Genomic DNA, 13,667 nt, shown 5'->3' with positions numbered 1-13,667 from the left:
AACCCGCCCTTGCGTGATGTCGTCCGCCGCGCCGGCGAGAATGGACGCACCGGATCGTTCCCGCGAGCCAAGAGGCATGATGTATCGAATGCAAAGTCGTGGCAAGGTGCCGAAACAGACAAACAACGACTTTCGTTGCGCGTTCAGCGCGCCGCCTCGCGGAAGCGCACCTCCAGCCCGGCCAGCGCCACCTCGGCCAGCCTCAGGGTAACCTCGGCCTCCCAGACGGCGCGGCCCTCGCCGTGGGCGACGTGCAGGCAGGTCCAGGCGGCCTCCGCCGGGCGGCAGGCGAAGCCCAGCCCCTCCAGCCGCCGGACCAGCGGGGCGGGGGCGCTGCCGGCGGGGAATTCCACCAGCAGGTCGCGCCGCAGCGCCGGCGGGCCGGCCGTCAGCCCCATGCGCCGGTAGGCCTCGAGCGGCGGCTCCGGGCGGTTGTCAGCCCGCAGCCAGGCGAGGCCGCCCAGCGCCAGCAGGCCGATGCCGCCGGCGACGGCACCGCGCGACAGCGTGCCCCGCTGCAGCAGCGGCCCCGGGGCGGGGCCGGTATCCTCCTCGCGCGGCATGCCGGGCTCAGTCGCGGTTGCGGCGGATCAGCCGGCCGGGGGCTTCGCCGGTCAGGCCCTGGCCGGCGCGGAAGACCGGGCGACCATTGGTCCAGACCTCCTCGATCCCGTCGCTCTCCTGCTTCGGGTCCTCGAAGGTGGCGCGGTCCAGCACCTTGTGCGGGTCGAAGAGCACGAGGTCGGCATAGGCGCCGGGGCGCAGCACGCCGCGGTCGACCATGCCGAACAGCGACGCCGTGCGGCCGGTCATCTTGTGCACCGCCTGCTCCATGCTCAGCAGGCCGAGCTGGCGGGAATAGAGGCCGAGCACGCGCGGAAAGGTGCCCCAGAGGCGGGGATGCGGATGGGCGTCGTGCGGGATGCCGTCCGAGCCGATGACGCTCATCGGATGCGCCATGATACGGCGGACGTCCTCCTCGTCCATCTGGAAGGTGATGGCGCCGGCGGGCAGCAGCTTCTCCGCTGCGGCGCGCTGGTCCATGTTCCAGCCGCGCGCGACCTCCGCCAGGTCCTTGCCGGCGAATTCCGGGTGCGGGATGGACCAGGTGATGATGACGCGGACATCGTCGCGCAGCCGGTCCGGCATCAGCACGGTGGACCCCGCGGGGTAGGGGTACATGTCGTAGGCGACCTCCTGCAGGGAGGCGGAGGCCTCCAGCAGGGCGAGGGTCTGCACGCTGCGGCCGTAATTCTCCGGCATCGAGCATTTGTGGTGGCTGATCCAGACGGGAACGCCGACCTGCTTGCCGATCTTCAGCGTCTCCTCGATCGAGGCGCAGACCCGGTCGGCCTCGTCCCGCATATGGGTGAAGTACATGCCCCCCGCGGCGCGCAGCGGCTCGGCGACGGCGATCACCTCCTCGGTCGTCGCATGCATGTTGGGCTTGTAGTAGAGGCCGGTCGAGAAGCCCGAGGCGCCCTCGGCCAGGGCCTCGGCGACCAGCTGGCGCATCCGGGCGATCTCGGCGTCCCTGGCCGGGCGGTAGAGGTCGTCGCCCATGACGCGGTAGCGCAGCGTCTGGTGGCCGATGATGGCATAGGTGTTCACCGCCGCCGGGGTGCGGCGGACGGCATCGGCGTATTCGGCGAAGCTGTCGAAGGAGAAGCCGCTGTCGCCGACTAGGTCGAGCGGCGGCGGCGGACGCTTGCCCTTCGCCTGGGTCAGCGGCGCGAGAGAAACGCCGCAATTGCCGACGACCACGGTGGTGACGCCCTGCGAGGACTTGCAGCGCAGGCATTCGCAGCCCGAGAGCACGGCGCGGTCGTCATGCGTATGCGCGTCGATGAAGCCCGGCGCGAGGGCCTTTCCCGTGCCGATTATCTCCCGGTCGGCGCTCGCCCCGCCGAGGTCGCCGACCGCGGCGATCCGGTCGCCGGTGACGCCGACATCGCCGACCCGGCGCGGCGCGCCGGTGCCGTCGAACAGCGTGGCATCGCGGATGATGAGATCGCAGCGCAGGGCCATGGCGTAACCTTCGGCAGAACGAGGGCCGATCATGGCCCGCGCGCCGCGCCGACGCCAGACAGCCAAGCCAGCAAGCCGGGCGCCTACTCCGCCTGGCGCAGGCCGCCTTCCTCGATGATCGTCCGCATCCGCTCCGAATCCGCGGCGACGGTCGCGGCGAATTCGCGGGCGCCCTGGAAGACGATGGGCGTGGTGATCCGCTCATGCCCGACGCGCATGGCGTCCGAGGTCACTGCGCGGGCGCAGGCGGCCTCCATGCGGGCGATGGTGGCGGGCGGGGTGCCGGCGGGGGCGAACAGCCCGTGCCAGATCGCGAAATTCACGTCGAAGCCCTGCTCGCGCATCGTCGGCACCTCGGGGAAGTCGGGCACCCGCTCGGGGTTCAGCACGGCGATGGCGTGCAGCCCATTGGCCCTGAGGGAGGAGGGGTGGTCGTTGAAGATCTGCACCTGCCCCTGCTGGAAGGCGACCATCACGTCGCCCGGCCCGCGATAGACGACATGGTCCAGCGCCACCCCCGCCGCCCGGGCGAAGGTGACCATGGAAAGATGCGGCGTGGTGCCCATGCCGGTCGAGGCGTAGGGCATCGGCGCCGGCGCGGCGCGGGCCCGCGCCGCGACGTCGGCCACCGTGCGCAGGCCGCTGCCCGGCGGCGTCATCATGATCAGCGGCGCGCGGTTCACCATGCAGACCGGCGCCAGGTCGCGCGCGGTGTAGCCGGCATTGCGCATGAAGCTCGGCTGAATGGCGACCGGCCCGATCGGCGTGAAGAGCAGCGTCTGGCCGTCCGGGCGGGCCCGCACCACCTCGTTCGCCGCGATGGTGCCGGCGGCGCCGCTGACATTCTTCACCGCGACGGGCTGGCCGAGGAAGGGGGCGAACTCCGCCGCGAGCAGCCGCGCGACGATATCCGCCGCCGAGGCCGGGCCGAAGCTGGTAACGATCACCAGCGCCGACTGCGCCCGGGCCGGCAGGGAGGCCGCCAGCCCGAGCAGCGCGAGGCAGAGCGGCAGGGCAAGTCGGCGCATGGCGGATCCTCCCCCGGATGGCTCAGCGCGGCCGGACGCTGTCCACCGTGCCCAGGATGAAGGCGCGGATCTGCAGCAGCTTCGCCTCGTCCAGCCGCCCGTCGAAGCGCGGCATGCCCTGCTCGGCGAAGGCGCCGTCGAGGACGAGCTTCGGCAGCGCCTCCATGGTCTCCCGCGTCGTATAGCCGAGGTTCGGCACGTTGCCGCCGCTGTTCACGCCCGGGGTGCCGTGGCAGCCCGCGCAGTTCGCGACATAAAGGCCGGTGCCGGCCTCGACGTCCTCCTTCCGGTAGGCAACGCCGCCGATCAAGGGCCGCGCCTCCGCCCGCACCGCCGCCGGCATGGCCGCGGTGCCACCGAGGCGGAAGGTATAGACCCGTCCCGGAGAGACGCGGTCCGTCGCGCGCTGGACGATGCCGTAGACGCCGCCCCAGCCGACCGCGACGGAGACGTATTGCTGTCCGTCGAGCTCCCAGGTCGAGGGCGCCGCGACCACGCCGGAGCCGACCGGCACCTCCCACAAGGGCTTCCCGTCGCGCGCGTCATAGGCGAGGAAGCGCCCGTCCGCGGTGCCCTGGAAGACCAGGTTGCCGGCGGTGGTCAGCGTGCCGCCGTTCCAGGGCCCGCCGAGGTCGCGCGACCAGGCCTCCTGCTGCCGCACCGGGTCCCAGGCCACCAGGCGGCCGAAGGGCTTGGCCTTGGGCTGCTCGGCATTCAGCAGGAAGCCTAGGTTCCAGCCGGAGGCGCTCTGGAAACCGCCGGGCACGTTGGCGTTCATCCGCCAGGCCGGGTCGGAGGTGAGGGAGAGCGGCACGCCGTGCACCGGCATGTAGGCCAGCCCGGTCTGCGGGTTGAACGACACCGGGTGCCAGTTGCGCGCGCCATAGGCGGTCGGGATCGCTTCGAAGGTCCCGTTCACCGGGCGCGCCGCCGGGTTCTCCATCGGCCGGCCCTCGCTGTCATAGCCGCTGGCCCAGGTCGTCTCGGTGAAGGGACGGGCGGAGATGAACTGGCCGTTGGTGCGGTCGATGACGAAGAAGAAGCCGTTCTTCGGCGCGTGCATGACGACCTTGCGCGGCTTTCCCTCGATGGTCAGGTCGGCGAGGATCATCGGCTGGGTCGAGGTATAGTCCCAGTTGTCGCCGGGTGTTTCCTGGTAGTGCCAGACATACTGGCCGGTCTCCGGGTTCAGCGCGACGATGGAGCCGAGATAAAGGTTGTCGCCGCCGGAGGGGCTGCGCAGGTTGCGGTTCCAGGGCGAGCCGTTGCCGGTGCCGACATACATCAGGTTCAGCTCGGGGTCGTAGGACATGGTGTCCCACATCGTCCCGCCGCCGCCGGCCTCCCACCACCTGCCCGCGGGGTCCCAGGTCTTCATGGCGCGGGCCATGGACTCGTCCTCGGGCGGCTTGGCCGGGTCGCCGGGGACGCTGAACCAGCGCCACTTCTGCTCGCCGCTCTCGGCGTCATAGGCCGTGAGGTAGCCGCGCACGCCGTATTCGGCGCCGCCATTGCCGATCACCACCTTGCCGGCGAAGACCCGCGGCGCGCCGGTGATGGTATAGGGCCGGGCGCGGTCGAGGATGGTGTCCTTCTCCCATAGCTTGGCGCCGGTCGCGGCATCCAGCGCAAACAGGCGGCCATCGTAGGAGGCGACGTAGACCTTGCCGCGATGCACCGCGACGCCGCGGTTCACCACGTCGCAGCAGCCCTTCTCGCCATGGGCACGCGGCACCTGCGGGTCGAAGGTCCAGAGCGTCCTGCCGCTGCGCGCGTCGATCGCATGCACCACGGACCAGGAGGCCGTGACGTACATGACGCCGCCGACCACCACGGGCGTCGCCTGCACGCCGCGCTTCGAGCCGAGATCGGTCGACCAGGCGAGGCCGAGCTTCGAGACGTTGTCCGTGGTCAGGCCGCGCAGCGGGCTGAAGCGGTTCTCGGAGAAGTTCAGCCCGTAGCTCGGCCAGTCGCGTCCGGTCGCGGCATTGGCGATGATGTGCTGCTGGTCGATGCCGGCGGCGGGGTTCTGCCGTTGCGCGAAGGCGGGCGCCGCGGTGCAGGCGAGCAGGGCGCCGAAGGCGGCGCGGGCGAGGTGCATGCTGGGTGTCCTCCCGGGACGTGGATGCTTGATCCTTGTTAGGGAGGCTAAGTCAACGGCAGCGCGAGGTGCAACCGTCGCGTGTGGCGGCGGCCCGCACCGCCGCCCACGCCTGCGTGAGGCGCGGCCGTTCCGCCGCGCGCAGCCCGCCCTCCTCGGTCGTCGCCTGCAGCCGCAACCGCATCGGACGTCGCCTCCTCGTTTCTGAGGAGGATGGCAGAGGCGGCAGCGCCGGTGCGATCAGGCCTCGACGCCGTAGAGGTCGCGGGCCGCCTGCTTCGAGATAAGGCCGTCGGCCACGTCGCGCCTCACCTGCTCCGGATCCCGCGCCTTCGGGTCGCCCATGCCGCCGCCGCCGGGCAGCTTCAACAGCAGGCGGCGGCCCTTCGGGATCACCTGGAAGCCCTTGGTGCGCAGCGGCGTGCCGTTGGCGTCGTTGAGTCCGACCCAGCCGGTGGCGCCGTCGCCGCCGCCCTCGCGGCCCTTCGGCGCATTGGCGACGCGGTCGAAGATGGCGTTGACGGCGAACTCGGCCTCGTCCTTGGCGCCGATCTCCATGACCTGGCCGAAGCCACCGCGGGTGCGCCCCGGCCCGGCGGAATCCGGACGAAGCTGCTTCTGCCAGAAGATCACCGGCGCGACGTTCTCGGTCGCCTCTACCGGCATGGTGCGGACACCGGAGGGGAAGGCGATGCCGTCGAGGCCGTCCTTGGCCGGCCGGGCGCCGGTGCCGCCGGAGTTGAAGGTGATGATCTCGAAATCCTCGGTCTCGGCGGCCTGGCCGGAGACCTGTGAGCCGCCGCGCAGCGGCGGGTTCCAGAGCGCGGAGGAGCCCTCGGCATTGACGCGATCGGGCACCGCCTGGTGCAGGCAGCCCATCATCAGGTCGGGCAGCAATTGCCCGACGACGTGGCGGACGCTGACGGGGTAGGGACGCGGCGCGTTCAGGATGCAGCCTTCCGGGATGACCATGTGGAAGGGCGAGAGGCTGGCCCAGTTGTTCGGGATCTCGGGCGCCACGACGCACTTGATGCCGAAGCAGGCATAGGCGCGGCAATAGGCCGGGGGGACGTTGATGCCACGCGTGGACAGGCCGGAGGTGCCGGCATAGTCCACCGTGATGCGGTCCGCGGCGATGGTCATCGAGGCCTGCAGCGTCACCTCGAACTCGTAGCCGTCCGACTTGATCGAGCCGCCATAGGTGCCCTGCGGCAGCTTGCGGATCTCCTCGAGCGTCGCGGCCAGCGAGCTGTCGAAGATGAAGCCGGCCAGCGGGTCGAGGCTGTCCATGTCGAACTCGTCCAGCATCTCGACCAGCCGCTTGGCGCCGGCATCGTTGCAGGCGCAGAGGCTGTAGACGTCGCCTTCCAGCTCCACCGGCGTGCGGCTGCCGGCGCGGAGGAAGTCGAAGAAGGTCTCGTTCGGCGCGCCGCGGTCGAAGCACTTGACGATGGGGATGTAGAGGCCTTCCTCGAAGACGCTGCGTCCCTCCGGCCCCATGCCGAGCCCGCCGATGTCGATGATATGGGCGGTGTTGGCGAAAAGGCCGACGATCCTGCCGTTGCGGAAGGCCGGCGTGACGACGGTCAGGTCGTGCAGGTGGCCGGTGCCGAGCCAGGGGTCGTTGGTGATGTAGTGGTCGCCGGGCTGCATGGTGTGCGCCGGGAATTTCGCCAAGAAATGGCCAACGCTTTCCATCATGGAATTGACGTGGCCCGGCGTGCCGGTGACGGCCTGGGCCAGCATGCGGCCCTGCAGGTCGAAGATGCCGGCCGAGAGGTCGCCGGCTTCGCGCACCGTGGTGGAAAAGGCGGTGCGGATCATGGTCTGCGCCTGTTCCTCGACCACCGCGATCAGGCGGTTCCACTGGATCTGGCGCTGGATTTTGGCGAGGGCTCCGGTGTCCTGCGTGCTGGTGTCCTTCATCACGCGCTCTCCTGCGTCAGGTCGAGATAGCCGAGGCTGTCCATCGCGCAGGTCCAGCCCGGGCCGACCAGCGTGCTCGTCTCCGCCTCCGCCACGATGCAGGGGCCGGGCACCACCGCGCCCGGTGCCATCGCCGCGCGGTCATAGACCGGCCAGTCCGCCACCTCGCCGGTGACGGTGTCGCGCACCGCCTGCCGGCGGATCGGCGCCGGGGCAGGGGCGGCATGCGCCGCGGCGGCCGGCTCCACCGGCTCGACCAGCGTCGCCACCGTCACCGCGAAGCTCAGGACCTCGACGTCGCTGCCCGGCACGGGGCGGTCGTAGAAGCGGGTATATTCCTGGTCGTAGAGCGCGCGAATAGTCCGCACGTCCTCGGCCGTCATGTCGCGCGGCGGCAGGGGGACGGAGATCTCGTGCCCCTGGCCGACATAGCGCATGTAGGCGATGCGGCTTTCCCTGGTCTCCGCCCCGAAGGCGCCCTTGGCGACCACGGCCGAGGCCTCCGCCGCCATCCCCGCCAGCAGCGCATTCACCGCCTCGACGTCGAAACTCGCGAAGCGCTGGTAGAGGCTGCGCACCACCTCATAGGCGACCGGCGCGCGGAGGAAGCCGATGGCGCTGCCGACCCCGGCGCCGCTCGGCACCAGCAGCCGCTTCACCCCGATCTTCTCCGCCACGCGGTAGCCATGCACCGGGCCGCCGCCGCCGAAGGCGATGATGCTGCGGCCGGAGAAACCCTTGCCGCTCTCGATGGCATGCACGCGGGCGGCGTTCGACATGTTCTCGTCCACCATCTCGACCACGCCGAGCGCCGCCATCTCGGCGGAGAGGCCGAGCCTGCCGCCGACTTCGGCAGCCAGCGCGTCGCGCGAGGCCTCGGGGAACAGCCGCAGCGACCCGCCGGCGAAGGCCAGGGGGTCGTAGCGGCCGAGCGCCAGGTTGGCATCCGTCACCGCCGGCTTCACCCCGCCGCGGCCGTAGCAGGCCGGGCCCGGATCGGCGCCGGCGCTCTCCGGCCCCACCGTGATGCGGCCGAGGCTGTCCACCGCGGCGATCGAGCCGCCGCCGGCGCCGATCTCCACCATCTCGATCACCGGGATGCGCAGCGGCAGGCCGGAGCCCTTCTTGAAGCGGCCGACGCGTGCCACCTCGAAGGCCCGGCTCGCCTGCGGCTGGAAGTCGTCGATCAGGCACACCTTCGCCGTGGTGCCGCCCATGTCGAAGGACAGCACGCGCTCGAGGCCGCGCTCCCGCGCCACATGCGCCGAGAAGATCGCGCCCCCGGCCGGGCCGCTCTCCACCAGCCGGATCGGGAAGCGCGCCGCCGTCTCGAGCGTCGTCAGCCCGCCGCCCGAGAGCATCATGAAAAGCGGACAGGCAAGGCCCGCGTCGCGCAGCCCGACCTCGAGCCGGCCGAGATAACTGGCCATCCTCGGCTGGACATAGGCATTGGCGACGGTGGTGCTGAAGCGCTCCCATTCCCGCATCTCGGGCGAGACCTCGGAGGAGAGCGAGATCGGCACCTCGGGCCAGAGCCGCCGGACGATCGCCGCGGCCTGCCTTTCATGCTCGGGGTTGACGAAGGCATGCAGGAAGCCGATGGCGACCGCCTCGATCCCCTCGGCCCGCATGAAGGCGACCTGGGCCTCGACCGCCGCCTCGTCCAGCGGCAGCAGGACCTTGCCCGTATTGTCCAGCCGCTCGCTGACCGGCAGGCGCCAGCGGCGCGGCACCAGCGGCTGCGGCAGCTCGATGTTCAGGTCGTACTGGTCGTAGCGGCTCTCGTTGCCGAGGGCGAGGACGTCGCGGAAGCCGTCGGTCGTCAGGAGCGCGGTCCTGGCCCCCTTCCGCTCGATCACCGCATTGGTCGCCAGCGTCGTGCCGTGGATGACGAGGATAATGTCGGCGGGCGCCATCCCGGCCTTGGCCAGCACCTGGGCGACGCCGTCCAGCACGCCCTGCTCGGGCGCGGCCGGCGTGGTCAGGACCTTGGCGGTCCAGCGCTCGGCGCCGCGCTCGATGGCGAGGTCGGTGAAGGTGCCGCCGATATCGACGGCGAGCTTCGCGCTCAAGCCCCATACTCCGCCGCGAACCGCTGCGCGACCGCGCAGGCCACCGCAAAATCCTCCATCCGCATCGCCTCATGTGGGTTGTGGCTGCCGTTTTGGTTGCGGACGAAGAGCATGCCCGCCGGCACGCCCGCCTGGGCGAAGGCCGCCGCGTCATGCCCGCCGCCGGAGGCCATCGCCAGGTACTTCGCCCCCAGCGCCTCCGCCGCCCGCACCAGGCCGGCCTGCACGCCGGCATCCATCGGGCTGGCGCGGCTGCCCGCCTCCGAGCCCAGCTCGAACCTGACGCCGCGCCGCGCCTCGATCTCGGCGACCTTGTCGTACAGAACCTCGAACAGCGCGTCGCAGGAATGCAGGTTGACGCTGCGGACATCGAGCTGGAAATGCGCCTCGCCGGGGATCTTGGTGAAACCCGCCTCCGGCGCCGTCGCCAGCACGCAGAAGGTGCAGACCATGCGGTGGCCGCGGGCTTCCAGCAGGCACCAGGCCTCGTCCATCGCCACCGCCAGGTCGGCCAGCGCGATCGCCGCGTCGCGCCGGTACTTCCGCGGCGTGGCGCCGGAGTGGTTCCATTCGCCGATCACCCGCCCGGCGCGCAGGCGCCGGCTGCCGGGGATGCCGGTGATGATGCCAATGGGGATGCCCTCGGCATCCAGCACCGGGCCCTGCTCGATATGCACCTCGAGGAAGGCGGCGACGTCGTCCGGCCCGACCGCCCGCTGGCCCGCCTCGACGAAGCCGGGATCGAAGCCCTCGTCCCGCATGTGCTCGGCCAGCGTGCGGCCGCTGTCGAGCCGCTTCACCTGCAGTTCCTCCGGCCGCATCGTCCCGAGCGCGCCGCGGCTGCCGGGGTAGCTGGTGGGGAACCAGGCGCCGGCCTCCTCGGCCCGGATCGCCATGACGGTGACGTCGCGGCCCGGGGTGAAGCCCGCCCGCTTCATGCCGGCGACGGCGGCGAGCCCGGCCAGCACGCCGGCGGCGCCGTCGTAGTTGCCGCCCTGCCGCACGCTGTCGAGGTGGCTGCCGAGGATGACGCGCTTCGTCGCGCGGTCGGCGCCGGGCAGGGTGAGGTACATGTTGCCGACGGGGTCGACCTTGCGCTCCAGCCCCAGCGCATCGCCTGCCTCGGCCAGCAACGCATGCGCCATGCGCTCGCCCGGGCCATAGGCCTCGCGGGTGATGCCGGTGCCGTCGAAGCTGCGGGCGCGCAACTCGGCGAAAAGCTGCTCCGCCAGCGCGACGTCGGGGGTGAGGTTGGGCAGCATCGAAGGCTCCTGCGGCGAATAGGTCCTAGCGAATCTCGTGCCGAAGGTCGGGGAGGGAAAAGTATTCCCTCCCCGAACCCCACCCTTCCTTTTTGTGAGTCGGCTGCCGCCGCGCGGAGGGTGCCGGACTCACAGAAATAGATGAGGGGTCCGGGGAGAATGCCTTCTCCCCGGCCTTCCTTCACACCATCCCGCGCACGCGGCCGCCGTCGACGCGGATCATGCTGCCGGTCACGTAGCCGCCTTTCTCGCTCGCCAGGAAGGCACCCATCGGCCCGTAATCCGCCGGCGTGCCCAAGCGACCGGCAGGGATCTCGGCGGCGGCCTCGGCCAGCGCCTCATCGAAGGAGACGCCCTTCGCCTTCGCCCGCACCGTGGTGGTCGAGGTCACGCGGTCCGTCAGGATGGTGCCGGGGGCGAGCACGTTCATCGTCACCCCGTCCTTCGCCACCTCGCCGCTCAGGGTCTTCAGCCAGCCCCAGATCGAGGCGCGCAGCGTGTTGGACAGCGCCAGCGTCGGGATCGGGTGCTGCATGCCGGTGCTGCCGACCACGATGACGCGGCCCCATTTCCGTTCCCGCATCGCCGGCAGCAGGGCGTTGGTGATCCGGATCGGCGAGACGACGATGTGCTGGAACCATTCCAGCAAGGCGGGCTCGGTGATCTGGCTGGCGGTGCAGGGCGGCGGGCCGCCATGGTTCAGCACCAGGATGTCGACCCCGCCGAGCGCGGCCACCGCCGCCTCGGCCAGGCAGTCCATGTCGGCGCTGCTGGCGACGTCGGCGACGACGCCGGAAGCTGCCGCGGCCCCGGCCGCCTTCAGCTCGGAAGCGGCCTGGTCCAGCCGGCCCTGGTCGCGGCCGCTGATGACGAGGCCGGCGCCCTCGGCCGCCAGCGCATCGGCGATCGAGCGGCCGAGGCCCTTGGTTCCACCCATCACCAGGGCGCGGCGGCCCTTCAACCCGAGATCCATGGGGACGCTCCTTCCCGATTCAGGGGCGGGACGGTGCCCCGGGGGCGGGCGCAAGGCAAGGGAAGGGCGGGACGCAAGGCCACCTGAGACCCCCCTCTATTTCTCTGGGTCGGACACGCTGGTACACCGGCCGCCCGAAGGAGACCGTCCACCATGGCCAAGCCGATCCTGCTCGTCACCCGCAAGCTGCCCGATGCCATCGAGGCGCGCGCCAGCCGCGACTACGACGCCCGCCTGAACCCGAACGACGATCCCTGGTCGACCGATGGCGCCGAGATCGCCCGCCGCGCGAATGAGATCGGCGCCGCCGGCATCCTCGGCGCCGCCGGGGACAAGTTCGACGCCGCCTGCATCAAGGCCCTGCCGGACAGCGTGAAGGTCATCGCCACCTTCTCGGTCGGCTTCGACCATATCGACATCGCTGCGGCCAAGGCGCGGAACATCGTCGTGGTGAACACGCCGGAGGTGCTCTCCTTCGCCACCGCGGAATGCGCCTTCACCCTGATGCTGATGGCCGCCCGCCGCGCCGGCGAGGGCGAGCGCATGGTCCGCGCGGGCCAGTGGAAGGGCTGGGCGCCGACCCAGCTCATGGGCGTGACGCTCGAGGGCAAGAAGCTCGGCATCCTCGGCTTCGGCCGCATCGGCCGGGAACTCGCGGCCATGGCCCGTGGGTTCAGGATGGAGATCCACTACCGCGACATCCAGAAGCTGCCGCCCGAGGTGGAGCAGGGCGCCATCTACCACGACAACGAGGACAGCTTCCTCGGTGCGATCGACATCATCTCGATGCATGTCCCCGGCGGCGATGCCAACCGGCATTGGCTGAACACGGCGCGCCTCAACAAGATGAAGCCGGGCAGCATCGTGGTGAACAGCGGCCGGGGCGTTTCGGTGCACGACGAGAGCCTGATCGCCGCACTGAGGTCGGGGCATATCCGCGCCGCCGGGCTCGATGTCTATGACGGCGAGCCGAAGGTGAACCCAGGCTACCTCACGCTCGAGAACGTGGCGCTCCTGCCGCATCTCGGCAGCGCGACGATCGAGGTGCGCGACGCCATGGGCAACCGGGCGCTGGAGAACCTCGACGCCGTGCTGATCAAGCACACCGCCCCGCCGCACCGGGTGGCGTAGCGCGCCGGCCTGGCGCATCCTCCCCGGCCCAACCGGCCCAACCGGCCCAACCGGCCCAACCGGCCCAACCGGCCCGCGACCGTCCTGGGCCGCAAGGCGCAGGGCGTGAATCGCCGGCCCAACATATCCGTCCCGGCGGCGGCCCGACGACGTCAGGGCGCGCCGGGCCAGGGAGGATGCCCAATGGAGACCACCCGCCGCGCCGCGCTGATCGCCGCGCTCGCCGCCCCCGCCCTGGCCGGCCGCGCCATGGCCCAGGGCGCGGCGTCCACCGCCCTGCCGCAGGCGCCGGGCTGGTACCGGTTCATGCTGGGCGGCTTCACCGTCACGACGGTCTTCGACGGCTTCAGCCGCCGCAGCGCCGAGGGCCTGGTGCGCAACGCGCCCTTGCCCGAGGTGCAGGCGACCCTGGCCGAGAGCTTCCTGCCGACCGCGACCTATGACGGGCCCTATACCGTCACCTTCGTCGATACCGGCAGGCTGCTGGTCGCCTTCGATGCCGGCACCGGCGGCCAGATGGCGCCGACCGCCGGGCTGCTCGGCGCCAACATGGCGGCCGCGGGCCTCGACCCCGCCAAGGTCGGGCTGGTGGTGATCACCCACTGCCACCAGGACCATATCCACGGCCTGACGACGCGGGACGGCAGCGCGGTCTTCCCCAATGCCGAAGTGGCGGTGGCCGAGCCTGAATGGGCCTGGTGGAGCGATGCCGGCAACGAGAGCCGCAGCCCGGAGGGCCAGCGGGTCAACTTCGCCAATGTTGCTCGCCGTTTCGCCCCCTACCGCGACCGCACCCGCCGCTTCGCCCCGGGCGCCGAGGTCTCGCCCGGCATCCACGCCGTGGCCGCCTTCGGCCATACGCCGGGGCATTGCATCTTCCGCGTCGCCGATGCCGGGCAGCAGATGATGGTCCTGGCCGATACCACCCATCGGCCGGAGCTGTTTGCCCGCCGCCCGGGGATGCAGTCGCTGTTCGAGTTCGACGCGCCGGCGGCCGAGGCGACGCGCCGCCGGGTGCTGGACAAGGTGGCGACCGACCGCATCCAGGTGATCGGCTACCATTTCCCCTTCCCGGCCGCGGGGCACATCGCGCGCGACGGGCAGGGCTACCGCTACGTCCGGGCGGACTGGGGCTGAGGCGGCCGG

Annotated in this window: 10 protein-coding genes; 2 read left to right on the top strand and 8 right to left on the bottom strand. The window is 71.3% G+C overall.

The genetic code is table 11. The features are described 5' to 3' along the window. Positions 1-143: 143 nt before the first annotated feature. The 8 genes from E2C06_RS05445 to E2C06_RS05410 form a co-directional block, all read right to left on the bottom strand. The gene (locus E2C06_RS05445; RefSeq protein ID WP_133287566.1) at positions 144-563 is read right to left on the bottom strand and encodes a hypothetical protein; all 420 of its coding nucleotides are present in this window, start codon (positions 561-563) and stop codon (positions 144-146) included. A 7-nt stretch (positions 564-570) separates the two neighbouring features. Then, a complete protein-coding gene (locus tag E2C06_RS05440) occupies positions 571-2,028 on the bottom strand; it encodes an N-acyl-D-amino-acid deacylase family protein (RefSeq protein WP_133287565.1) in 1,458 nt (485 codons plus the stop codon). A gap of 83 nt (positions 2,029-2,111) precedes the next feature. Further along, positions 2,112-3,056 carry a Bug family tripartite tricarboxylate transporter substrate binding protein gene (locus tag E2C06_RS05435; RefSeq protein ID WP_133287564.1) on the bottom strand — a complete coding sequence of 315 codons (945 nt, stop codon included), beginning with the start codon at positions 3,054-3,056 and terminating at the stop codon, positions 2,112-2,114. A gap of 22 nt (positions 3,057-3,078) precedes the next feature. Beyond that, positions 3,079-5,157: a PQQ-dependent dehydrogenase, methanol/ethanol family gene (locus E2C06_RS05430; RefSeq protein ID WP_133287563.1), complete on the bottom strand. Its 2,079-nt coding sequence runs from the start codon at positions 5,155-5,157 to the stop codon at positions 3,079-3,081. A 240-nt stretch (positions 5,158-5,397) separates the two neighbouring features. Beyond that, complete coding sequence (locus E2C06_RS05425) at positions 5,398-7,083, bottom strand: hydantoinase B/oxoprolinase family protein (protein ID WP_133287562.1); 1,686 nt, start codon at positions 7,081-7,083, stop codon at positions 5,398-5,400. Beyond that, positions 7,083-9,155 (bottom strand): hydantoinase/oxoprolinase family protein, encoded by a 2,073-nt coding sequence (locus tag E2C06_RS05420; protein WP_133287561.1) that lies wholly within the window; start codon positions 9,153-9,155, stop codon positions 7,083-7,085. The genes E2C06_RS05425 and E2C06_RS05420 overlap by 1 nt, the downstream gene beginning before the upstream one ends. Then, complete coding sequence (locus tag E2C06_RS05415; RefSeq protein WP_133287560.1) at positions 9,152-10,417, bottom strand: hydantoinase/carbamoylase family amidase; 1,266 nt, start codon at positions 10,415-10,417, stop codon at positions 9,152-9,154. The genes E2C06_RS05420 and E2C06_RS05415 overlap by 4 nt, the downstream gene beginning before the upstream one ends. A 181-nt stretch (positions 10,418-10,598) precedes the next feature. Further along, a complete protein-coding gene (locus E2C06_RS05410) occupies positions 10,599-11,390 on the bottom strand; it encodes an SDR family oxidoreductase (protein WP_133287559.1) in 792 nt (263 codons plus the stop codon). Between the two features lie 153 nt (positions 11,391-11,543). Between E2C06_RS05410 and E2C06_RS05405 the strand changes: the two genes are divergently transcribed. After that, on the top strand, positions 11,544-12,521 hold the full coding sequence (locus E2C06_RS05405; protein ID WP_133287558.1) for a 2-hydroxyacid dehydrogenase: 978 nt from the start codon (positions 11,544-11,546) through the stop codon (positions 12,519-12,521). Between the two features lie 183 nt (positions 12,522-12,704). Then, positions 12,705-13,658 (top strand): MBL fold metallo-hydrolase, encoded by a 954-nt coding sequence (locus tag E2C06_RS05400; protein ID WP_133287557.1) that lies wholly within the window; start codon positions 12,705-12,707, stop codon positions 13,656-13,658. Positions 13,659-13,667: the final 9 nt, after the last annotated feature.

This window comes from Dankookia rubra (assembly GCF_004355005.1).
Lineage (GTDB): Bacteria > Pseudomonadota > Alphaproteobacteria > Acetobacterales > Acetobacteraceae > Paracraurococcus > Paracraurococcus ruber_A.
This window is presented reverse-complemented; position numbering and strand designations above follow the sequence as displayed.